The organism is Kitasatospora xanthocidica (genome assembly GCF_014656195.1).
In the GTDB taxonomy this organism is placed as follows: Bacteria; Actinomycetota; Actinomycetes; order Streptomycetales; family Streptomycetaceae; genus Kitasatospora; species Kitasatospora xanthocidica.
Window position 1 is genome coordinate 46,235 of sequence record NZ_BNBY01000008.1, and the last position, 20,185, is coordinate 66,419.

Annotated in this window: 23 protein-coding genes and 1 riboswitch; of the genes, 18 read left to right on the top strand and 5 right to left on the bottom strand. The window is 73.5% G+C overall.

The annotated features are described in order from the left end of the window. Positions 1-76 precede the first annotated feature (76 nt). Positions 77-1,360, top strand: coding sequence for an endolytic transglycosylase MltG (gene mltG / locus IE332_RS16425; protein ID WP_189916666.1), 1,284 nt, complete (start codon positions 77-79; stop codon positions 1,358-1,360). 184 nt (positions 1,361-1,544) lie between these two features. Here the strand turns inward: mltG (IE332_RS16425) and IE332_RS16430 are convergent, their stop codons facing one another. Next, positions 1,545-2,111, bottom strand: a complete 567-nt coding sequence (locus IE332_RS16430) for a hypothetical protein (RefSeq protein ID WP_189916668.1) — start codon at positions 2,109-2,111, stop codon at positions 1,545-1,547. On the opposite strand from IE332_RS16430, the gene mltG (IE332_RS16435) reads away from it, so the two are divergent. The 9 genes from mltG (IE332_RS16435) (at position 2,085) to IE332_RS16475 (ending at position 11,784) form a co-directional block, all read left to right on the top strand. Next, complete coding sequence (gene mltG / locus IE332_RS16435; RefSeq protein WP_189916676.1) at positions 2,085-3,476, top strand: endolytic transglycosylase MltG; 1,392 nt, start codon at positions 2,085-2,087, stop codon at positions 3,474-3,476. The genes IE332_RS16430 and mltG (IE332_RS16435) overlap by 27 nt on opposite strands. Before the next feature lie 34 nt (positions 3,477-3,510). Further along, complete coding sequence (locus tag IE332_RS16440; protein ID WP_189916678.1) at positions 3,511-4,341, top strand: shikimate dehydrogenase; 831 nt, start codon at positions 3,511-3,513, stop codon at positions 4,339-4,341. Between the two features lie 242 nt (positions 4,342-4,583). Next, on the top strand, positions 4,584-5,768 hold the full coding sequence (gene aroC, locus IE332_RS16445; protein ID WP_189916680.1) for a chorismate synthase: 1,185 nt from the start codon (positions 4,584-4,586) through the stop codon (positions 5,766-5,768). Next, positions 5,765-6,286: a shikimate kinase gene (locus IE332_RS16450; protein WP_189916682.1), complete on the top strand. Its 522-nt coding sequence runs from the start codon at positions 5,765-5,767 to the stop codon at positions 6,284-6,286. Before aroC ends, IE332_RS16450 begins: the two co-directional genes overlap by 4 nt. After that, positions 6,279-7,370 carry a 3-dehydroquinate synthase gene (gene aroB / locus IE332_RS16455; RefSeq protein ID WP_189916684.1) on the top strand — a complete coding sequence of 364 codons (1,092 nt, stop codon included), beginning with the start codon at positions 6,279-6,281 and terminating at the stop codon, positions 7,368-7,370. The genes IE332_RS16450 and aroB overlap by 8 nt, the downstream gene beginning before the upstream one ends. 8 nt (positions 7,371-7,378) lie before the next feature. Next, on the top strand, positions 7,379-7,807 hold the full coding sequence (gene aroQ, locus IE332_RS16460; protein ID WP_189917278.1) for a type II 3-dehydroquinate dehydratase: 429 nt from the start codon (positions 7,379-7,381) through the stop codon (positions 7,805-7,807). A gap of 71 nt (positions 7,808-7,878) precedes the next feature. Further along, entirely contained in the window at positions 7,879-8,793 is a 915-nt protein-coding gene (locus IE332_RS16465; protein WP_373313745.1) for an AAA family ATPase, read from the top strand. A 102-nt stretch (positions 8,794-8,895) separates the two neighbouring features. Continuing rightward, positions 8,896-9,705, top strand: a complete 810-nt coding sequence (locus tag IE332_RS16470) for an Fpg/Nei family DNA glycosylase (RefSeq protein WP_189916688.1) — start codon at positions 8,896-8,898, stop codon at positions 9,703-9,705. Between the two features lie 72 nt (positions 9,706-9,777). Next, a complete protein-coding gene (locus IE332_RS16475) occupies positions 9,778-11,784 on the top strand; it encodes an AAA family ATPase (RefSeq protein ID WP_189916690.1) in 2,007 nt (668 codons plus the stop codon). 13 nt (positions 11,785-11,797) lie between these two features. On the opposite strand, the gene IE332_RS16480 is transcribed toward IE332_RS16475, so the two are convergent. Both IE332_RS16480 and IE332_RS16485 read right to left on the bottom strand, forming a co-directional pair. After that, on the bottom strand, positions 11,798-13,474 hold the full coding sequence (locus IE332_RS16480; RefSeq protein WP_229928648.1) for a CDP-glycerol glycerophosphotransferase family protein: 1,677 nt from the start codon (positions 13,472-13,474) through the stop codon (positions 11,798-11,800). Positions 13,475-13,546: 72 nt separating this feature from the next. After that, the gene (locus IE332_RS16485) at positions 13,547-13,930 is read right to left on the bottom strand and encodes an ArsR/SmtB family transcription factor (RefSeq protein ID WP_189916692.1); all 384 of its coding nucleotides are present in this window, start codon (positions 13,928-13,930) and stop codon (positions 13,547-13,549) included. 82 nt (positions 13,931-14,012) lie between these two features. Beyond that, positions 14,013-14,226: riboswitch (cobalamin riboswitch) on the top strand. Between the two features lie 32 nt (positions 14,227-14,258). Between IE332_RS16485 and nicT the strand changes: the two genes are divergently transcribed. Beyond that, on the top strand, positions 14,259-15,374 hold the full coding sequence (gene nicT, locus IE332_RS16490; protein ID WP_189916694.1) for a Nickel transporter NicT: 1,116 nt from the start codon (positions 14,259-14,261) through the stop codon (positions 15,372-15,374). Positions 15,375-15,464: 90 nt separating this feature from the next. Here the strand turns inward: nicT and IE332_RS16495 are convergent, their stop codons facing one another. Together IE332_RS16495 and rpmG are read right to left on the bottom strand one after the other, a co-directional pair. Continuing rightward, a complete protein-coding gene (locus IE332_RS16495; protein WP_189916703.1) occupies positions 15,465-15,713 on the bottom strand; it encodes a type B 50S ribosomal protein L31 in 249 nt (82 codons plus the stop codon). Positions 15,714-15,804: 91 nt separating this feature from the next. Beyond that, the gene (rpmG, locus tag IE332_RS16500) at positions 15,805-15,969 is read right to left on the bottom strand and encodes a 50S ribosomal protein L33 (RefSeq protein ID WP_097238718.1); all 165 of its coding nucleotides are present in this window, start codon (positions 15,967-15,969) and stop codon (positions 15,805-15,807) included. Between the two features lie 153 nt (positions 15,970-16,122). Between rpmG and rpmB the strand changes: the two genes are divergently transcribed. The 7 genes from rpmB (at position 16,123) to efp (ending at position 20,184) form a co-directional block, all read left to right on the top strand. Then, entirely contained in the window at positions 16,123-16,359 is a 237-nt protein-coding gene (gene rpmB, locus IE332_RS16505; RefSeq protein ID WP_189916705.1) for a 50S ribosomal protein L28, read from the top strand. Then, positions 16,359-16,664, top strand: coding sequence for a 30S ribosomal protein S14 (gene rpsN, locus IE332_RS16510; RefSeq protein WP_189916718.1), 306 nt, complete (start codon positions 16,359-16,361; stop codon positions 16,662-16,664). The genes rpmB and rpsN overlap by 1 nt, the downstream gene beginning before the upstream one ends. A gap of 5 nt (positions 16,665-16,669) precedes the next feature. Continuing rightward, positions 16,670-17,848: a CobW family GTP-binding protein gene (locus IE332_RS16515; RefSeq protein WP_189917282.1), complete on the top strand. Its 1,179-nt coding sequence runs from the start codon at positions 16,670-16,672 to the stop codon at positions 17,846-17,848. 15 nt (positions 17,849-17,863) lie between these two features. Further along, on the top strand, positions 17,864-18,100 hold the full coding sequence (rpsR, locus tag IE332_RS16520) for a 30S ribosomal protein S18 (protein WP_189916726.1): 237 nt from the start codon (positions 17,864-17,866) through the stop codon (positions 18,098-18,100). 9 nt (positions 18,101-18,109) lie between these two features. Continuing rightward, positions 18,110-18,283, top strand: coding sequence for a 50S ribosomal protein L32 (gene rpmF, locus IE332_RS16525; protein ID WP_189916728.1), 174 nt, complete (start codon positions 18,110-18,112; stop codon positions 18,281-18,283). Positions 18,284-18,439: 156 nt separating this feature from the next. Continuing rightward, positions 18,440-19,546, top strand: coding sequence for a M24 family metallopeptidase (locus IE332_RS16530; RefSeq protein WP_189916730.1), 1,107 nt, complete (start codon positions 18,440-18,442; stop codon positions 19,544-19,546). Positions 19,547-19,620: 74 nt separating this feature from the next. Beyond that, positions 19,621-20,184, top strand: coding sequence for an elongation factor P (efp, locus tag IE332_RS16535; RefSeq protein WP_189916732.1), 564 nt, complete (start codon positions 19,621-19,623; stop codon positions 20,182-20,184). The last annotated feature ends 1 nt before the right edge of the window (position 20,185 follow it).

Sequence of the window (20,185 nt, forward strand, 5' to 3'; positions counted from 1 at the left end):
CGTTCGTTTCCGATGTCGTCGTGGATCGATGGAGATCGATCCGGACCGATCTGGGACCGCCGAGGGGACGCGCGCCATGACCGACCAGGACTTCCACCCGGGGCTCACCCCCGGACACCTGGGTGCGCCGGTACTGGAGCCGGAGGGCCGCCCGCCGTCCGCGCCCCGTCCGCGCTTCGATGCGCCGGATCCGCACCGACGGCGTAACGGGCTGGCCTGCGGGCTCACCGCGCTCGCCCTGATCGCGGTGTTCGGCGGGATCGGACTGACCGGGTACACCTGGTTCCAGGCGCAGCGCCGGCCGCCGGCCGCCGCCGACTTCGGCGGGCAGGGCACCGGCAGCGTCCAGGTCTCGGTGCCGGAGGGCGCGGGCCTGTCCCAGATCGCGTCCGCGCTGGTCCGCAACGGCGTGGTGGCCAGCTCGCTCGCCTTCACCCGGGCCGCGAAGGGCAGCGCGGCCGCGGCCGGGCGGATCCAGCCCGGGACGTACACGCTGAAGCAGAAGATGTCGGCGGTGGCGGCGCTCGCCGTCCTGATCGACCCGGCCAACGCCAACGGCCTGACCATCCCCGAGGGCTGGCGCGGCTACCAGATCTACGCGGCCGTCGACAAGAAGCTCGGCCTCCCGGACGGCACCACCCAGCGCGCCGCCCAGGAGCAGGGCGCCGAGCTGGGCCTGCCCGACTTCACCAACGGCAGCCCCGAGGGCTACCTGTTCCCGGCGACGTACAGCGTCACCGACGGGACCACCGCGATCGACCTGCTGAAACAGATGGTGGAGCGGGCCGGCAAGGAGTACAGCCGGGACGACGCCGGCGTCGTCGCCCAGAACCTCGGGCAGAGCGTGTACGGGCTGGTCACCGTGGCCAGCATGGTCCAGGGCGAGGCCGACAACACCGAGGACATGGGCAAGGTGGCCCGGGTCATCTACAACCGGCTGGCCAAGGGCATGCCGCTGCAGCTGGACTCCACGATCAACTACGCGCTCGGCCGGTCGACCCTGAACACCAGCGTCACCGAGACCAGGCTGGACTCCCCGTACAACACCTACCTGCACCCCGGGCTGCCGCCGACCCCGATCTCCAACCCGGGGCGGCAGGCGATCATGGCGGCGCTGGACCCGACGCCGGGGGACTGGCTGTACTTCGTCACCGTGAAGCCCGGGGACACCCGGTTCACCGACAGCTTCGACGTGCAGCAGCGCAACGTCGCGGAGTTCAACGCCAACCGGGCGGCGGCGAAGCCGAGCGCCCCGGCCTCGGCGCCCGCGTCGGCTGCCGCGTCCGTGCCCGGAGCTTCTGTACCCGCGCCCGGAACGGCGCCCGGGGCTCCCTCCGGCGCGGGTGCGGCGACCCCGTAGTGATCTTGTGTCCCCTCCGTGAGGTCGCCCGCTGACGGCACGTTCGCCCGGCCGGGGGTAAGGCTGCGGTACGGTAACGTCTCTCCCCAGGCGCTGCGCTAGCACGCCGGTTCGAGAATCAGCCGGGACGGATCCGTCCCGGACGGCCGGTCCGATCCGCCGGCCGTCACGTCGGTTAAGGGGATCAATGACCGATCTGGGTGGGGGCTACGCCCCCCAGGGCGAGCCGTGGCACCCCGGTGATCCCGGGTACGACGGCCGGCAGCCGGTCCCCGGCCAGCAGGACGGCCAGTGGCAGCAGCAGTACCCGCAGCAGGAGCACCAGGGCCAGCACGGACAGCACGGCCAGCAGGTCCAACAGCCGTACGGGGACGCGCAGCAGGGGTATCCGCAGCAGCAGATGCAGCAGGGCTACCCGCAGCAGCCCGGCATGCAGCAGCAGGCGTTCCAGCAGCAGGGGTACCAGCAGCAGGGGTACCCGGGCGGTCAGCAGGGCTTCGTCCCGCAGGGCCACGCGCAGCAGGGGTATCCGCAGCAGCAGATGCAGCAGGGCTACCCGCAGCAGCAGATGCCGGAGCAGGCGTTCCAGCAGCAGGGTTACCAGCAGCAGGGGTACCCGGGCGGTCAGCAGGGCGGCATGCCGCAGCCCGGCATGCAGCAGCAGCCGGGGATGCCGCAGCAGCCCGGAGTGCAGCAGCAGCCGGGTATGCAGCAGCAGCCGGGTATGCAGCAGCAGGCCGTGCCGCAGCAACAGCAGCAGGCCCGGCCGCAGGCGGCCCCGGCGCCCGCGCCCGCTTCGGGCCCCGGTCCGGACGGCATCGACTGGGAGGCCGAGGCCGCCGCGCTGGAGTCCGGCGCCGACCCGGTCGGCGGTGCGCACGACGGCGCGACGGACGAGTGGGACGGCCACCAGGACGGCCACCACGAGGACGGCGGGTACCTGGAGCAGGAGGCCGAGCACCAGGAGTCCGGCTTCCTCGGTGAGCAGGACGACTCCCGCGAGGCGAAGAAGAAGCGCAAGGAGAAGGGCAAGCAGTCGGGCCGCCGCAACGGCGGCGCCTGCCTGTTGGTCGCCGTGGTGCTGCTCGGCGCCGTGGGCGGCGCCGGCTGGTGGGGCTACGGCTTCTACCAGAGCCACTTCGGCCCGGCGCCGGACTTCACCGGCGAGGGCACCGGCTCCGTCCAGTTCGAGGTCAAGAAGGACGCGGTCGCCGGGCAGATCGGCCTGGCGCTGAAGAACGCCGGCGTGGTCAAGAGCGTCGACGCGTTCTCCGACGCCTGCAAGGCCGAGCCCAAGTGCGTCACCGTCCAGCCGGGCTTCTACGGGCTGAAGAAGGAGATGCCGGCCGCCGCCGCGCTCAAGGAGCTGCTCGCACAGGCGGGCGGCGCGGCGGTCGTGGTCCCCGAGGGCAAGAACTCCACCGAGATCTACGCCCTGATCGACACCAAGCTGAAGCTGCAGAAGGGCGCCACGGCCGCCGTCGCCCAGGCCCAGATCAACGACCTCGGCCTGCCGGCGTACGCCAACGGCAAGATCGAGGGCTTCCTCTGGCCGACCCGCTACAACATCGCCGACGGCATGAAGCCCGAGGACCTGCTCAAGCAGATGGTGAAGAACGCCACCGAGAAGTACGCCGGCCTGGACGCCCAGGCCGCCTCGGTGGGCCTGAAGACCGGGTACGAGGTGGTCATCGAGGCGAGCATCCTGCAGCGCGAGGGCAACAACGTCGCCGACTTCGCCAAGATGGCCAAGACCATCCAGAACCGGCTGGCCGCCGGCGGCGAGATCAACCACCGCCTGGGGATGGACACCACCCTGCAGTACTCGCTCGGCCGCAAGGACCTCAACAAGGGCGACATGGACGACGCGTCCAACAAGTACAACACCTACGTCAACCCGGGCCTGCCGCCGACGCCGATCTCCAACCCCGGCGACGACGCGCTCAACGCGACGCTCCACCCGGCCGACGGCAAGTGGCTGTACTTCATCGCGATGTCCCCGACCAACACGCGTTTCGCCGAGACGAGCAAGGAGCACTACGCCAACGTCAAGGAGTACTGCCAGGCGGCCGGGCAGGGCTTCGACGAGGCCCGTGGCCACTGCACCACCAAGTAGCCCCGGCCGGACGGTAGTCGATGGAGAGGCAGCGTTGACCAGCAAGCACCGGGCGGCCGTCCTCGGCTCGCCGATCGCCCACTCGCTCTCGCCGGACCTGCACCGGGCGGCCTTCGCGGCGCTCGGGCTGGACGGCTGGCGCTACGACCGCTTCGAGGTCGACGAGGCCGCGCTGCCCGGCTTCGTCGCCGGGCTGGACGAGGCCGAGTGGGCGGGGCTGTCGCTGACCATGCCGTTGAAGCGGGCGATCATCCCGCTGCTCGACGAGGTCAGCGCGACGGCCCGCTCGGTCGACGCGGTCAACACCGTGGTGTTCACCGCCGACGGCCGGCGCACCGGGGACAACACCGACGTCCCCGGGCTGGTCAACGCGCTGCGCGAGCGCGGGATCACCGAGGTGTCCGCCGCCGCCGTGCTGGGCGCCGGGGCCACCGCCTCCTCGGCGCTGGCCGCGCTCGCCCAGATCTGCACCGGCGAGGTGACGGTCTACGTGCGCAGCCCCGAGCGGGCCCGGGAGATGGCCGAGCTGGGCGAGCGGCTGGGCGTGGTCGTGCGCACCGCCGACTGGGAGCGCGGCGCCGAGGCACTGGAGCGGCCGCTGACCGTCTCGACCACGCCGGTCGGCGCGACGGACGGCTTCGCGGCCGCGCTGCCCGCCGCGCCCGGGGCGCTGTTCGACGTGCTGTACCACCCGTGGCCGACGGCGCTGGCCGCCGCCTGCGCCGAGCGCGGCTCGACCGTCCTCGGCGGGCTGGACCTGCTGGTGCACCAGGCGGTGCTGCAGAGCGAGGCCTTCACCGGGCGGACGCCCGGGCCGCTGGCGGCGATGCGCGAGGCGGGGGAGAAGGCGCTCGCCCGGCACTGAGCCCGGCGGCCGGACGGCCCCCCGGGCCGGTCGTGGCACCCTGCCGTGCCGCCGGGTGTCCGCCATCCGGACGTCCGGCCGTCGCCGCCCGGCCGTCCGCCGCACGGTTCGTGGCCGGTTGCCGTCCGTCACGCGGACTCTGGCCCCCGGGCGCCGCCGGGGCATGAAAGGATTCGGGCAGAAGGCACGCTCGGGCGGGCCCCGGCGGTGCCGTGGGCCGGCCCGCTGATGAAGGAGCTCCGTTGGGTACGTTGCGCTGGCTGACGGCGGGGGAGTCGCACGGTCCCGCACTCGTCGCGACGCTGGAAGGCCTGCCCGCCGGTGTACCGGTCACCACCGCCGTGGTGGCCGACGCGCTGGCGCGCCGTCGGCTCGGTTACGGCCGCGGGGCGCGGATGAAGTTCGAGCAGGACGAGGTGACCTTCCTCGGCGGTGTCCGGCACGGCCTGTCCATGGGCAGCCCGGTCGCGATCATGGTCGGCAACACCGAGTGGCCGAAGTGGGAGCAGGTCATGTCGGCCGACCCGGTCGACCCCGAGGTGCTGGCGGGCCTGGCCCGCAACGAGGCGCTCACCCGCCCCCGGCCCGGCCACGCCGACCTGGCGGGCATGCAGAAGTACTCGATCGAGGAGGCCCGGCCGATCCTGGAGCGCGCCAGCGCCCGGGAGACGGCCGCGCGGGTCGCGCTGGGCGCCGTCGCCCGCGCCTACCTGCGCGAGGTGGCCGGGATCGAGATCGTCAGCCACGTGGTCGAGCTGGCCGCCGCCAAGGCGCCGGCCGGCGTGCTGCCGCTGCCCTCGGACGAGGCCCGGCTGGACGCCGACCCGGTGCGCTGCCTGGACGCCGACGCCTCGAAGGCGATGGTCGCCGAGATCGACCAGGCCCACAAGGACGGCGACACCCTCGGCGGCGTGGTCGAGGTGCTCGCGTACGGCGTGCCGGTGGGCCTCGGCTCGCACGTGCACTGGGACCGCCGGCTGGACGCCCGGCTGGCCGCCGCGCTGATGGGCATCCAGGCGATCAAGGGCGTCGAGGTCGGCGACGGCTTCGACCTGGCCCGGGTGCCGGGCTCCAAGGCGCACGACGAGATCGTCCCGACCCCCGAGGGCGTCAAGCGCACCTCCGGCCGCTCCGGCGGCACCGAGGGCGGCCTGTCCACCGGTGAGGTGCTGCGGGTGCGCGCCGCGATGAAGCCGATCGCCACCGTGCCGCGGGCGCTGCAGACCCTGGACGTGCGCACCGGTGAGCCGGCCAAGGCGCACCACCAGCGCTCGGACGTCTGCGCCGTGCCGGCCGCGGGCATCGTCGCCGAGGCGATGGTCGCGCTGGTGCTCGCCGACGCGGTCAACGAGAAGTTCGGCGGCGACCACGTCTCCGAGACCCGCCGCAACGTGCAGGGCTACCTCGACCACCTGATCATCCGATGACGCACCCCGTGGTCGTGCTGGTCGGTCCGCCCGGCAGTGGCAAGTCCACCGTCGGGCGGGCCCTGGCCGAGCGCCTGGGCGTCGGCTTCCGGGACACCGACGCCGACATCGAGGCCACCGCCGGCAAGCCCATCCCGGAGATCTTCGTCGACGAGGGCGAGCCCCACTTCCGCGCGCTGGAGGTGACGGCCGTCCGCGAAGCCGCCACCGGACACGACGGGGTGCTGGCGCTCGGCGGCGGCGCGGTGATGGCCGACGCCACCCGCGAGCTGCTGCGCGAACTCCCGGTGGTCTTCCTGGAGGTCCCGCTGGGCGACGCGGTCAAGCGGGTCGGCCTGGACGCCCCGCGCCCGCTGCTGGCCGTCAACCCGCGGGCCCGCTGGCGCGAGCTGATGGAGGCCCGCCGCCCCCTCTACCTGGAGGTGGCCACCGCCGTGGTCGACACCGCCGGGCGCACCCCCGAGCAGGTCGCGGACGCCGTACTGGAAGCACTGGAGCTGAAGACCCCCCATGAGTGACACCACCGTCAGGATCCACGTCGGCGGAAGCGCCGGCCACGACCCGTACGACGTGCTGATCGGGCACCAGCTGCTCGGTGAGCTGGCACCGCTGATCGGGACCCGGGCGAAGCGGGTCGCGATCATCCACCCGGAGGCGCTGGCCGCCACCGCCGACGCCATCCGCGAGGACCTGGCCGGCGAGGGCTACGAGGCCATCGGGCTGCAGGTGCCCAACGCCGAGGAGGCCAAGAGCGCCGAGGTCGCCGCGTACTGCTGGTCGGTGCTCGGGCAGACCGGGTTCACCCGCAGCGACGTCGTCGTCGGTCTCGGCGGCGGTGCCACCACCGACCTGGCCGGCTTCGTCGCCGCCACCTGGCTGCGCGGCGTGCGCTGGGTCTCCATGCCCACCACGCTGCTCGGCATGGTCGACGCCGCCGTCGGCGGCAAGACCGGCATCAACATCGCCGAGGGCAAGAACATGGTCGGCGCCTTCCACCCGCCGGTGGGCGTGCTGGCCGACCTCGGCACCCTGGAGACCGTGCCCAAGCACGACTACGTCTCCGGGCTCGCCGAGGTCATCAAGTGCGGCTTCATCGCCGACCCGGTCATCCTCGACCTGATCGAGGCCGACCCCGAGGGTGCCAAGACCCCGGCCGGGCCGCACACCGTCGAGCTGATCCGCCGCGCCATCCAGGTCAAGGCCGACGTGGTCTCCGGAGACCTCAAGGAATCCGGGCAGCGCGAGATCCTCAACTACGGCCACACCCTCGGCCACGCCATCGAGCGCAACGAGCGGTACAAGTGGCGGCACGGCGCCGCGATCTCCATCGGCATGGTCTACGCCGCCGAACTCGGCCGCCTGGCGGGCCGGTTGGACGACGCGACGGCCGACCGGCACCGCACCGTGCTGGCCTCCGTCGGCCTGCCGCTGAGCTACCGGGCGGACGCCTGGCCGAAGTTGCTGGACGCGATGAAGATCGACAAGAAGTCGCGCGGCGACCTGATCCGCTTCATCGTCCTGGACGGCCTCGCCAAGACCTCCGTGCTGGAGGGCCCCGACCCGTCCCTGCTGGTCGCCGCCTACGCGGAGGTCTCGGCGTGACCCGGGTGATGGTGCTCAACGGCCCCAACCTCGGGCGGCTGGGCAGCCGCGAGCCGGACGTCTACGGCGCCACCTCGTACGCCGGGCTGGTCGAGCGCTGCACCGCGCTCGGCAAGGAGTTCGGCTTCGAGGTCGAGGTGCACGAGACCAACTCCGAGCAGCGGATGGTGGAGTGGCTGCACGAGGCGGCCGACGGGAAGGTGCCCGTGGTGATCAACCCGGGCGCGTTCACCCACTACTCGTACGCGATGCGGGACGCCGCCGCGCAGCGCACCGCGCCGCTGATCGAGGTGCACATCTCCAACCCGTACGCCCGGGAGGCTTTCCGGCACACCTCGGTGATCGCCGCGGTGGCCTCCGGCACCATCGCCGGTTTCGGGCTCGGCTCGTACGAACTGGCGCTGCGCGCGCTGGCCGAGCAGCTGACCACGCGCTGAGAGTGGCCGGCCACGGCCCGGCGGCGGACTGTGCCCGCCGCCGGGCCGCCGTGTAGTGTCCCCGCTGAGAGGTGTCGGGAGGTGCCGTGACGCAGTACGCCGGAGGTGGGCCCGTCCCGCCGCGTCCCGCCGCTCCGCCGGTGCCGCCGGGGAGCGCCGCGGGGGTGAACCCGCCGGTTCCGCCTCCTCCTCCGCCGCCGGTGCGGCCCGCGCCGGCCGGACCGTCCGCGCCCGCGCCCGCCACTTCGCCCGCGCCCGGCCCGACTCAGGCCCCGGTACCGGCTTCGGTGCCGGCTCCCGCGCCCGCCGCCGCCGTCGCGCCCGCCCCGGTGGCCGGACCGCCGGTCCCCCCGGGCGGCACCGGGCACTTCGTCCTGCCGTCCGGGACGCCGGTCCAGCTGCCCGCCCACCCGCAGCAGCACGCGCCCACCGGGCCGATCGCCGTCCTGCTGATCGGTCCCGCCGGGGCCGGGAAGACCACCGTCGCCCGGTACTGGGCCGAGCGCCGGCCCACCCCGACCGCGCACATCAGCCTGGACGACGTACGGGAGTGGGTGCAGTCCGGCTTCGCCAACCCGCAGTCCGGCTGGAACAACGCCTCCGAAGCGCAGTACCGGCTGGCCCGCCGCACCTGCGGCTTCGCCTGCCGCAACTACCTGGCCAACGGCATCTCGTGCATCATCGACGACGCCGTCTTCCCCGACCGCCCGGCGATCGGCCTCGGCGGCTGGAAGCGGCACATCGGCCCCGGCATGCTCCCGGTCGTGCTGCTGCCCAGCCTGGACTCGGTGCTGCGCCGCAACGCCCGGCGCAACGGCAACCGGCGCCTCGGGGACGAGGAGGTGGCGCGGATCCACGGGCGGATGGCCGGCTGGTACAACTCCGGGCTGCCGATCATCGACAACTCCTACCTGGACGTGGCCGGGACGGCCGCCGAGCTGGACCGCGTCATCCTGGCCCGGCTGATGGGCATGCCGGTCCGCTGACCAGCGGCTTCGCGGGGGTGTCGGAGCCGGCTGCGATGATGGAGGCGTCCTCGGGCCCGCCCAGCGGCCCGTCCTGTCGAACGCCCCGGGGAGCTGACGCCCGTGCCGGAAGGCCACATCATCCACCGCCTCGCCGCCGAGAACCGGAACGCCTTCGGCGGCCGCCCGGTCCGGGTCTCCAGCCCGCAGGGCCGGTTCGCCGACGAGGCCAAGGTGATCGACGGACAGCTGCTCACCGGCGCCGAGGCCACCGGCAAGCACCTCTTCCTCGGCTTCGAGGAGGGCGCCTGGGTGCACATCCACCTCGGCCTCTACGGCGGCTTCACCTTCGGCACCGGCCCGGCGCCCGAGCCGGTCGGCCTGGTCCGGCTGCGACTGGAGGGCGAGGACGGCTACGCGGACCTGCGCGGCCCCAACACCTGCGCGCTCGTCACCGACGACCAGAAGGCCGCCGTCGCCGCCCGGCTCGGCCCCGACCCGCTGCGCGCCGACGCCGACCCGGAGGCCGCCTGGCGCCGGGTCACGGGCAGCCGCACCACGGTCGCCGCGCTGCTGATGGACCAGAAAGTGCTGGCCGGGGTGGGCAACGTCTACCGGGCCGAGGTGCTGTTCCGGCACGGCATCGACCCGCACCGGGCCGGGCGCGACCTCACCCGCCGGGAATGGGACGCGATCTGGGCCGACCTGGTCGCGCTGATGCGCGAGGGCGTCACGGCCGGCCGGATCGACACCGTCCGCCCCGAACACACCCCCGAGGCGATGGGCCGCCCGCCCCGCGTGGACGACCACGGCGGCGAGGTGTACGTCTACCGCCGGGCCGCCATGCCCTGCCTGGTCTGCGGCACGGACGTCCGGACGGAGGAGCACGCCGCGCGCAACCTCTTCTGGTGCCCGACCTGCCAGACGGCCTGAGGCGGGGATTCCGGCCGTCGGGCCGGTCCGCAGCCCGTAGGCTGGGGCCGACCGGCCGGAGGGAGCAGGCTGATGGAGCGGCGGGACGTGGCCAACACCGTGTCAGGCACCACGGTGGGCGGCCACCTGGTGCAGGCCCAGCACATCGGCTCGGTGCACCTCCACCAGCCCGAGGAGCTGCCGAGACCGCATCAGGTCCGGCGGCCGCACGGCCCGTTCGTCAACCGTGAGCCGGAACTCGCCGCGCTGAACGCCGCCCTGGGCCGGGTCGAGACGGGCGAGCTCGGTGTCGTGGTGTTCACCGGCCTCGGCGGGGTCGGGAAGACCGAACTGATCGCCAGGTTCACGGAGGAGCACCGGGCGCGCTTCCCGGGCGGGGACCTCTACGCGGACCTCCAGGCCTACCGGCACCAGGGCGGGGTGGATCTGCCGGAGCTGCTGGCGGGCTTCCTGCGCGCACTCGGCACCGAGTCCCCCGCCGTGGAGGCCGAGCGGTTCACCAAGTTCCGGACGGTCACCGCCGGGCGCCGGTGCCTGTTCTTCCTCGACAACGTCGAGCACGCCGCCGAGGTCAGAGCGCTACTCCCCTCCGGCGGGCTGGTGGTGGTCGCGAGCCGGCGACGGCTGCCCGCCCTGCGGATGAACGGCGCCGAGGTGCGGCAGCTCGGGCCGCTGAGCCCGGAGGCCGGCGCCGAGCTGGTGCGGACCTGGCCGGGCTCCGAGCACGGCACCGAGGAGGAGCTCTCGGCGCTGGTCGAGCTGTGCGGCGGGCTTCCGCTCGCGCTGAGCGTGGTCGGCAGCCAGCTGCTGGACCACGAGAACCTGCCGATCGGTGAGGTGGTGGCCGAACTCCACGACCGGGAGGGCCGGTCGGCCGTGCTGAACGATGAGGACAGTGACCTCGGCCCCACCTACGACGCGGTGTACGAGCGGCTGCCGGAGCAGGGCAAGGCGCTCTACCACCTGATCGGCGTGCACCCCGGCCCGTTCCTGTCGGCCGGACTCGCCCAGGCGGCGGGCATCGAGCGGGCCGCGCGGGTGCTGTCGGAGCTGCGCGCCACCCACCTGGTGGACGAGGTGGAGGACGACGACCCGTCCGAGAAGCGCTTCCGCGCCCACGACGTGGTGCGGCTGCACGCCTACGGCCGGGCCCGGGAACTGCCGGACCGGGCCGAACTGCTCGCCCGGGTGGTGGCGTACTTCCGGGGCCGGGCCTCGCGGGCGGACCGGGCGATGGGGCCCCGGCTGCGGTTGCAGGACCCGAGCGGCGACGGGCTGCCGGGATTCCCGTCCGGCGCCGCCGCGCTGGAGTGGCTGCACGCCGAGCGGGCCAACCTGCGCGCGGTGGTGGAGGCGGCGGCCGAGCAGGGCTGGCACGGCGAGGTGTGGCGGCTGTGCGAGTCGCTCTGGCCGCTGTACCACGGTCGCAAGCTCTACCAGGACTGGATCGCCACCCACCGGCTCGGTGTCGAGTCGGCGCACTGGGACAACCAGCCGGACGCCGTGGTCCGGATGCGCAACCAGCTGGCCCGCGCCCACTACGAGCGCAAGGAGTACCCGCTCGCCGCCGAGCAGCTGGCGCTGGCGGCGGAGCAGCTGCCGCTGGTGACCAGGCGTCAGGTGGCGGGGGTGCTGCACGAGACGGACGGCCTGCTCTGTCTGGCCGACGGCCGTCCGGGCCGGGCGGTGGAGCGGTTCGCGCTGGCCCTGGAGGAGAACCGGGGCGACCCGCACGGCGAGATCGTGCAGAGCTACAACGTGGCGCAGGCGCTGATCGCCGACGGCCGCCCGGACGAGGCGCTGACCGTGCTGGCCGGCGCCGCCGCGCAGGCCGGGGCCACCGGGGACGACGACATGCTGATGAAGCTGCCGCTGGTGACCGCCCGGGCCCACCGGGCGCTGGGGCAGCTCTCTCCCGCCGTCGCCCACGCCGAGGACTGCGTCCGGAGGGCGAAGGAGCGGAGCCAGCACGCCAAGGAGGCCCAGGCGCACACCCTGCTGGTCTCCCTCGCCACGGAACTGGACGACCCGGAGCTGGCCGAGCGCAGCCGGGCCCGGCTGCGGGAGCTGGCGGGCTAGGTATCGATGGTGGCTAGGGACCGGTGGTGAAGGAGACCCGGGTGCGGTGTTCGCCGGTGCGGACGGTGAGGCCGTGTTCGGGCAGGCCGGCCGGGTCGCCGCCGTCGGCGAGCCAGCAGGCGAGTGCCGAGCCGAGCAGCAGCGGGTCGAGGCTGGGTTCGGGGCAGCCGAAGCCCCGTTCGGCGCGGGCCTCCAGCAGCAGGCCGCCGTGCAGCCGGAGCAGGTGGCGGGCCGGGCCGAGGGCGGCCACCGTGACGGCGAGGCCGGGCAGTTCGAGGGCGGTGTCGGCGAGCCAGTCGACGGCGGGGCGTTCGGCGTGCGGCTCGGTGCGGGCGAGGACTTCGGCGGTGTAGCGCAGGGCGTCGCCCGGGTGCTCGTCGGTGAGGGCGTGGAAGCCGCGCGGGGTGTGGTCGCCCGGGTCGAAGGGGTAGCGCCGCAGGCTGACCTCGATGCCCTCGGTCGTGCCCTCGACGTCGTACGCGGTGGGCCCGTCGGTGGTGCCGGTGCGGGGGACGGGCTTGGGGTAGGGCAGCAGGAGCGGTTCGCCCTCGGGTTCGTCCAGTTGTTCCAGGAAGGAGTAGAGCAGCGGGCGCAGCAGCTCGGCCGAGCGGCCGCGTCCGCTGAGCGAGCGGTCGGTGAGCGGGCGCAGGGCGGCCGGGTCCTGGTCGCGCAGGGCCAGTTCGAGCTGGGCGGCGAGGTCGCCGTCGGGGTCGAGCACGGGTGCGGCCTGGCCGAAGGCGTAGGTGGGGGAGTGCGGGTCGAGCTCGGCGGCGCCGGTGGCGACGAGCACGGTGGGTCGTTCCAGGGCGGCGCCGTAGACCGAGACCGAGCCGTGGTCGCCGATCAGGCAGTCGGCGGCGACCAGGGCGGCCTGCCAGCCCTGGTGGGGCGGGATCAGGCGCAGGCCCATCCGGCGGGCGCTGTCGAGCAGGGCCTCGGGGTCGTGCCGGCTCCAGATGTTGGGGTGGAGGACGACGGCCACGGTGTACTCGTCGGCGGGCAGTCGGCGGACCAGGCGCCGGGGCAGGTCGGGGCGGCGGCCGAATAACGAGTGCTCGCTCCAGGTGGAGTTGACGACGACGAGCCGCCGCCCGTCGACGGCGCCGAGCGCGGCGCGGTAGGCGTCGCGGGAGCGCAGGCTGCGCAGCATCCGGTCGAAGCACGGGTCGCCGACCACGCGGGCGACGTCCAGGGCTTCGGGGCAGGAGGCCCGGAGCCGGTCCAGCTGCTCGGGGTGGGAGAGGCCGAGGACGTCCACGAACACCCGGCCGCGGTGGGTGAGTTCGTTGCGGGACAGGCCGGCGGAGCTGACCGCGTCGCCGGTGGACTCGGTGACCAGGCGGTTGTAGCCGGCGCCGTGCGGGAGGACGACGAGGCGGGCGTCCAGCCGGTGCATGGAGGCGTGGACGGCGCAGGCGACGGCCAGGTCGAAGCGGTGCCGGACGGCGTCCTCCCAGTCCAGCACGGTGTAGCCGGGCAGGCCGTGGAGGTATTCGTCCAGGGCGCGGTCGGCGAAGGCGGAGCCGGGGTTGACGGTGAAGTAGCGGGCGATGCCGTCGGGGCTCAGCAGGCTGAGGACGTCCAGCACCCGGGTGGCCGAGGTGAGGGTGCGGGCGACCGCCAGCACGCGGGCTCTGACCGGTCGGGTGTTCCAGCGGTCGGCGGGCCAGGCGTGGGGGTGGGACGGCACACCATGATCGTACTCATCCGGGGTGCCGGCCAGGCGGCTGTCGCCCGAGTGTCGGTCAGCCCGCGGCTGTGGTCAGCCCGCCGCGGCGGTGGGCTCGTGGTGCTCGGCGGCGGCGCACTCGTCGAGGAGGGGGCGCATGGCCTCGTCCACGAGCCGGTAGCGCACCACACGTCCGTCCCGGTCGCCGGTGACCACGCCGGCCGTGCGGAGCAGCCGCAGGGCCTGGGAGACGGCGGGGTCGCGCATGCCGGTGGCGACCGCGAGGTCGGTGACGGCGAGCGGGCCGGCCCGGTGGAGGGCGAGCAGCAGGGCGAGCCGTCCGGGGTCGGAGAGCAGCGAGAACCGCTCGGACCAGGACCGGACGTGCGCGGTGTCGCCGATCGCGGCGATGGCCTCGCACACCCGGTGTCCGTCGATGGTGCGGTGGCCCGCGCGGTCGGCCGGTACGAGATGCATGACCGCATTCTTGCAGGCGGGAGGCTGTGATCCTGGACACCTGCGCAGGTGCGCAGCCTTGCACGGGTCGGGGGCGGACCCCTACGGTGTAGCCCGCCGTGGTGCTCGGGAAGACCGGTGACGGACCTTCAGTGGTCCCAGCCCGGAGCGGCCCTCGCCACTGTGATCGGGTGAATTCCTTCGTCCTCGACGGATTTCAGTCCGTGTCCACGAAGCCACTGGGCGCCTCGCGCACCCGGGAAGGCGGACCCGGATGTCCCGTAAGCCAGGAGACCGGCCGCGGCACTTCACGAAGTGATTCCACGAGGTGTTGGAGCGTGATCCGGACATGACCCTGCCCGAAACCGTCGCCGCGGAAGCCAAGGCGGCGCCGTCCGTGCTGCCCAGCTTCAGATGGAAGCGCGAGGACACCGTCCGCACGGCCGGGCTGATGGGGGTGATCCTGGCCATGCACGTGGTGGCCTTCGGGACGCTCATCTTCCTGGTGGCGCCCGAACGGTACGCGGTCGGTACCCAGGTCTTCGGGGTGGGCCTGGGTATCACCGCGTACACCCTCGGCATGCGGCACGCCTTCGACGCCGACCACATCGCGGTGATCGACAACACCACCCGCAAGCTGATGGCGGACGGTAAGCGGCCGGTCTCGGTGGGCTTCTGGTTCGCCCTCGGGCACTCCTCGATGGTGGTCATCATGGCCGCCCTGGTGGCGGGCGGCGCGCAGCTGGCCAACACCCTGATGGACGACGAGTCGACCACCCACAAGTGGCTCGGCGTGGTCGGGACGACCACCTCCGGCGTGTTCCTCTACCTGATCGGCGCGCTCAACCTGGCGGCGCTGCTCGGCATCGTCAAGGTGTTCCGGGCGATGCGGGCCGGGCAGTACGACGAGGCGGAGCTGGAGGCGCACCTGGACTCGCGCGGCTTCATGGCCCGGGTGCTGAACCGGGCGACCCGCTCGATCACCCGGCCCGGGCAGATGTTCCCGGTCGGCATGGTGCTGGGGCTGGGCTTCGACACCGCGACCGAGGTCACCCTGATGGTGATGGCGGGCTCCGGCGCGGCCTCCGGGCTGCCCTGGTACGCGATCGTCTGCCTGCCGCTGCTGTTCGCGGCCGGGATGAGCCTGTTCGACACCCTGGACGGGACCTTCATGAACTTCGCGTACCAGTGGGCGTTCTCGAACCCGGTGCGCAAGGTGTACTACAACCTGACCATCACGGGGCTGTCGATCGCGGTGGCCTTCGTCATCGGCACCATCGAGCTGGTCGGGGTGCTGCACGAGAAGTTCGACCTCACCGACCCGGTGAGCGGCTGGATCGCGGACATCTCGCTGGACAACGTCGGCTACGCGATCGCCGGGCTGTTCGTGGTGGTCTGGGCGCTGGCGATCGGGTACTGGAAGGTCGCCAAGGTCGAGAAGCGCTGGGCGCCGCAGGAGCAGTGAGCCGCGCCGGCCCCCGTCGTCACACGCCGAACGGCGCCTCCCCGGGTGGGGAGGCGCCGTTCGGCGTTCCTCGGGCTCAGTTCCTCGGGCTCAGTGCTGGTCGCCGTAGCGCCGGCGGAAGCGCTCGACCCGGCCCGCGGTGTCCATCACGCGGGACTGGCCGGTGTAGAAGGGGTGGCTCGCCGAGGAGGTCTCGACGTCGATCACCGGGTAGGTGCGGCCGTCCTCCCACTCGACGGTGCGGTCGCTGCCGACCGTCGACCGGGTCAGGAAGGCGAGGCCGCCGACCTTGTCGCGGAAGACGACCGGGCGGTAGGAGGGGTGGATTCCGGGCTTCATGGACGGGCTCCTCTCGGGGGCCTGCGGGGTGCTGGGGTTCTTGTCGGGTGTCGGGTGTCGGGTGTCGGGTGTCGGGTGCGGGCGCCGCCGGTCAGCGCTCCTCGCGGAAGTCGACGTGCCGGCCCGCGACCGGGTCGTACTTGCGCAGGACCATCCGGTCCGGGTCGTTGCGGCGGTTCTTGCGGGTCACGTACGTGAAGCCGGTGCCGGCGGTGGAGCGGAGCTTGATGACGGGGCGCAGTTCGCTGCGGGCCATGGGGCGTCCTCCTGGCGTCTGGGTCCTGGGTCCTGGGTTCCGGGTCGCGGGTCTCGGGGTGCTGGGTCGAAACCGTACACCGAAATGGAAGTCATTTTCATCTGGTGTAACGTGAGCCCGGTCCTGCCCATTCCCGGACGCCAGGGAGCATTCATGTCCGCCCGCTGCCAACTCACCGGCCGCCGGCCCGGCTTCGGCAACGCGATCTCGCACTCGCACCGCCGCACGAGCCGCCGCTTCGACCCCAACATCCAGCGCAAGCGCTACTGGCTGCCCAGTGAGGGCCGGTACGTGCGGCTCGTCCTCAGCGCCAAGGGCATCCGCACCGTCGACACGATCGGCATCGAGGCCGCCGTCGCCCGTATCCGCGCCCGGGGGGAGAAGGTCTGATGGCCAAGCAGAGCAAGATCGCCAAGAACGAGCAGCGGCGCGCCACCGTCGCCCGCTACGCCGAGCGCCGCGCCGAGCTGAAGCGGATCATCGCCCACCCGGGCACCGGCCCCGTCGAACGCGCCGCCGCGCAGGCCGAACTCGCCCGCCAGCCGCGCGACGCCAGCGCCACCCGGATCCGCAACCGCGACGCCGTGGACGGCCGCCCCCGCGGCTACCTGCGCGCCTTCGGCCTCTCCCGGGTCAACCTGCGCGTCCACGCCCACGCCGGCCACCTGCCGGGCGTCCGCAAGGCGAGCTGGTGAGCGCGATGGAGGCCATCCCGGGGCGGATCAAGCTGCCCGTGGTCGTCGTCGCCGGACTGCACGAGGGCGAACGCCGGACCGCCGTCGAGGAACTGGCCGCCGCCGCGGTCGACGCCGTCGTCCTGCGGCACGACCTGCGGGACGCCTCGCTCGGCCTCGTCCACCGGGAACTGTGCGACGCCCGGGGGACGTTCGACGCCGACGACGTGCCGCTGACGAACGACTGCCCGTGCTGCGCCCTGCGCGAGGACCTGCTGCCCCGGCTGCTGGAGATCGCCGACGAAGGCCGGTACGGGCTCGCCGTCGTCGAGCTGTGGGGTGGCAGCGACCCGCACCCGGCCGTCGAGGTGATCGCCGGCGGGGAGTCCGAGGGGCGGCCCCTCGCGGACGCCGTCGAACTCGCGGGTGTCGTCACCGCCGTCGACCCGGACCGGCTGATCGGCGAACTCTCCGTCCCCGACGACCTGGTGGAACACGGCCTGCACACCGCCGAACGGGACGAGCGGACCCGTGCGGAGGCGCTGGCCCACCAGATCGAGTACGCCACCACGATCGCCGTCCCGCGCGCCACGGCGCACGCGCCGGGGCTCGCGCTGCTGCGTCAGCTCCATCCGACCGCCCGGGTCGTCCGGCTCGGCACCGGCACCCTCACCCGGGCCGCGCTCGGCGGCTTCGACGTCGCCGCCGCCCGCGACCGGGTCAACCCGGCCCTCGCGCTGCTGCCCCAGGAACGCGACGAGGCGGGCGTCACCACCCTGGTCTGGGAACGCCGCCGGCCCCTGCACCCGGAGCGGTTCCACGAGGCGCTGCACCAGCTCGTCCCCGCCGCACAGCGCAGCCGCGGGCGGTTCTGGCTGGCCAACCGGCCCGACCTGATCCTCGCCTGGGACGCGGCCGGGGCCAACCTCGCGGTCGAGGAGTGCGGGCCCTGGCTCGCCACCCTGCCCGACGCGGCCTGGGAGCTCTACCCGCCGGCCCGGCGGGCCGCCGCCGCCCTCGACTGGCATCCGCTGCACGGCGACCGGGTCCAGCAGCTCAGCTTCACCGCCGAAGGGCTGGACGCCGAGGGCATCACCGCCCTGCTCGACTCCTGCCTGCTCACCGACGCCGAACTCGCCGCCGGCGAACCCGGCTGGAAGGCACTGCCCGACGCCTTCCGGGACCTGCTCGCCCCCCTCCACTGAAGGAGCCCCGACACCATGCGCAAACGAACCGCCCCGCCGAAGGACCGGCCCAACCCCCTGATCGCGGCGGGCATCGAGTACATCGACTACAAGGACACCGAGCTGCTGCGGCGCTTCGTCTCCGACCGCGGCAAGATCCGCAGCCGCCGGGTCACCCGCCTCACCGTGCAGCAGCAGCGGGCGATGGCCCGGGCGATCAGGAACGCCCGCGAGATGGCCCTCCTCCCGTACACCTCCGGTCCCACCCGATAGGAGCCTCCGATGGCCGTACCCAAGCGCAAGACCTCCCGCAGCAACACCCGGCACCGCCGCGCCCAGTGGAAGGCGACGCCCCCGAAGCTGGTCCCGGTCACGATCGACGGCCGCGAGCTGCTCGTCCCGCAGCGGCTGGTCCCGGCCTACCGGCGGGGGCTGCTCGACCCGGGGGAGGCGTAGCGGCGAGGCGCAGGGCCCGTCTTCGAACCCCAGCGGCGGCCGATGGCGGTCGGGCCCGGGCGGGGTGGCGGGAAACGGCCGGTGGTGCGGGGGCGCGTCGGGGGCTCCGGGGGTGCTCGGCGGGCGGTTCGGGCCGGGGGTTCGTAGGCTCGACGCATGGCGGATGCGTACGCGGGGCGGCGGGAGCGGGTGAGGGAGCACTGCAGCGCGGCCGGGGCCGATGCGGCACTGATCACCCGGGCGGCGAACGTGCGGTATCTGACGGGCTGCGCGCCCTGCGGGGCGACGCTGCTGCTGACCAGGGAGCGGGCGCTGCTGACGCTGCCGGACGACCTGCCGCCGGACGACTCCGGGGAGCACCTGATCGCCCCGGACGTCACCCAGGTGCCGGTGGCGGCCGGGGCGGACACCGCGCTGGCCGCCGCGGCCGCCGCGGCGAGCTTCGGGGTGTCCGGCCTGGCGGTGGAGGAGCACGACCTGACCGTCACCCGGCACCGGTCGGTGGCGGGCCTGGCCGAGGGGGCCCGGCTGATCGACCTGGGCCAGGTGGTCGAGGGGCTGCGGGTGGTCAAGGACGAGCACGAGATAGCCGACCTGCGGATCGCCGCCGAGATCGCCGACCAGGCGCTCGGCGAGCTGCTGGAGTCGATCCTGGTCGGCCGCACCGAGCGGCACCTGGCGATGGAGCTGGAACGCCGGATGATCGACCACGGCGCCGACCGGGCCGCCTTCCCGGTGTCCGTCGGCACCGGCAGCCACTCCGGCCAGGCCGCCCACCAGCCGACCGACCGCCGGGTGGAGGAGGGCGACTTCCTGACCGTGGTGATGGGCGCCCAGTACCGCGGCTACGGCGTCTCGACCGCCCGCACCTTCGTGATCGGCGCCGCTCCGGCGCCCTGGCAGGTGGAGCTGCACCGGCTGGTCTTCCGGGCCCAGCGGGCCGGCCGGGAGGCCCTCGGACCAGGGGTGGAACAGTGCGTGCCCGACCGGGCCGCCCGGCAGGTCCTGGAGGCGGCGGGCCACTCCGAGGCCTCGCCGCACCCGGTGGGCCACGGCATCGGGCTGGAGATGAGGGAGGCGCCGCGCCTCGGTCCGTCGGACATGGGTAAACTGGACAGCCGCGTGCCGGTCACCGTCGGTCCGGGAGTCCACCTCCCGGGCAAGGGCGGCGTCCGGATCGAGGACACGCTCGTCGTGCGCCCCCTCGAGGAGGGCGGGCCCGAGCTGCTCACCATCACCACCAAGGAGCTCCTCGCCCTGTGACCGCGGCCCCGGGCCGTGGCGGCAGGACGCACCCCTTGGTTCCTTGACAGCTATATCCAGGAGTTAGTGCGCCCGTGGCTTCCACGAACGATCTCAAGAACGGCATGGTCCTCAAGCTGGAGGGCGGCAAGCTCTGGTCCGTCGTCGAGTTCCAGCACGTCAAGCCCGGCAAGGGCCCGGCCTTCGTTCGGACCAAGCTGAAGGAGGTCCTGACGGGCAAGGTCGTCGACAAGACCTTCAACGCGGGCACCAAGGTCGAGACCGCCAACGTCGACAAGCGCGGCATGCAGTTCTCGTACAAGGACGGCGAGAACTTCGTGTTCATGGACATGGACACCTACGACCAGCTCACCATCGAGCCGGCCGTCGTGGGCGACGCCGCCAAGTACCTGCTGGAGGGCTTCGAGGCCCTGGTCGCGCAGAACGAGGGCGCGGTGCTGTACATCGAGCTCCCGGCCGCCGTCGAGCTGACCATCGCCGAGACCGAGCCGGGCGTCCAGGGTGACCGCTCGACCGGTGGCACCAAGCCGGCGACCCTGGAGACCGGCGCCGAGATCCAGGTGCCGCTCTTCATCACCAGCGGTGAGAAGGTCAAGGTCGACACCCGCGACGGCAGCTACCTCGGCCGGGTGAAGTAAG

Coding starts and splice junctions, on each gene's coding strand:
- nicT (WP_189916694.1), top strand. CDS start 14,259: ATGACCCTGCCCGAAACCGTCGCCGCGGAAGCCAAGGCGGCGCCGTCC.
- IE332_RS16450 (WP_189916682.1), top strand. CDS start 5,765: ATGACGCACCCCGTGGTCGTGCTGGTCGGTCCGCCCGGCAGTGGCAAG.
- aroB (WP_189916684.1), top strand. CDS start 6,279: ATGAGTGACACCACCGTCAGGATCCACGTCGGCGGAAGCGCCGGCCAC.
- IE332_RS16485 (WP_189916692.1), bottom strand. CDS start 13,930: ATGCATCTCGTACCGGCCGACCGCGCGGGCCACCGCACCATCGACGGA.
- IE332_RS16530 (WP_189916730.1), top strand. CDS start 18,440: ATGGCGGATGCGTACGCGGGGCGGCGGGAGCGGGTGAGGGAGCACTGC.
- IE332_RS16495 (WP_189916703.1), bottom strand. CDS start 15,713: ATGAAGCCCGGAATCCACCCCTCCTACCGCCCGGTCGTCTTCCGCGAC.
- rpmG (WP_097238718.1), bottom strand. CDS start 15,969: ATGGCCCGCAGCGAACTGCGCCCCGTCATCAAGCTCCGCTCCACCGCC.
- IE332_RS16475 (WP_189916690.1), top strand. CDS start 9,778: ATGGAGCGGCGGGACGTGGCCAACACCGTGTCAGGCACCACGGTGGGC.
- rpmB (WP_189916705.1), top strand. CDS start 16,123: ATGTCCGCCCGCTGCCAACTCACCGGCCGCCGGCCCGGCTTCGGCAAC.
- rpsN (WP_189916718.1), top strand. CDS start 16,359: ATGGCCAAGCAGAGCAAGATCGCCAAGAACGAGCAGCGGCGCGCCACC.
- rpsR (WP_189916726.1), top strand. CDS start 17,864: ATGCGCAAACGAACCGCCCCGCCGAAGGACCGGCCCAACCCCCTGATC.
- mltG (WP_189916666.1), top strand. CDS start 77: ATGACCGACCAGGACTTCCACCCGGGGCTCACCCCCGGACACCTGGGT.
- IE332_RS16515 (WP_189917282.1), top strand. CDS start 16,670: ATGGAGGCCATCCCGGGGCGGATCAAGCTGCCCGTGGTCGTCGTCGCC.
- rpmF (WP_189916728.1), top strand. CDS start 18,110: ATGGCCGTACCCAAGCGCAAGACCTCCCGCAGCAACACCCGGCACCGC.
- mltG (WP_189916676.1), top strand. CDS start 2,085: ATGCAGCAGCAGGCCGTGCCGCAGCAACAGCAGCAGGCCCGGCCGCAG.
- aroQ (WP_189917278.1), top strand. CDS start 7,379: ATGGTGCTCAACGGCCCCAACCTCGGGCGGCTGGGCAGCCGCGAGCCG.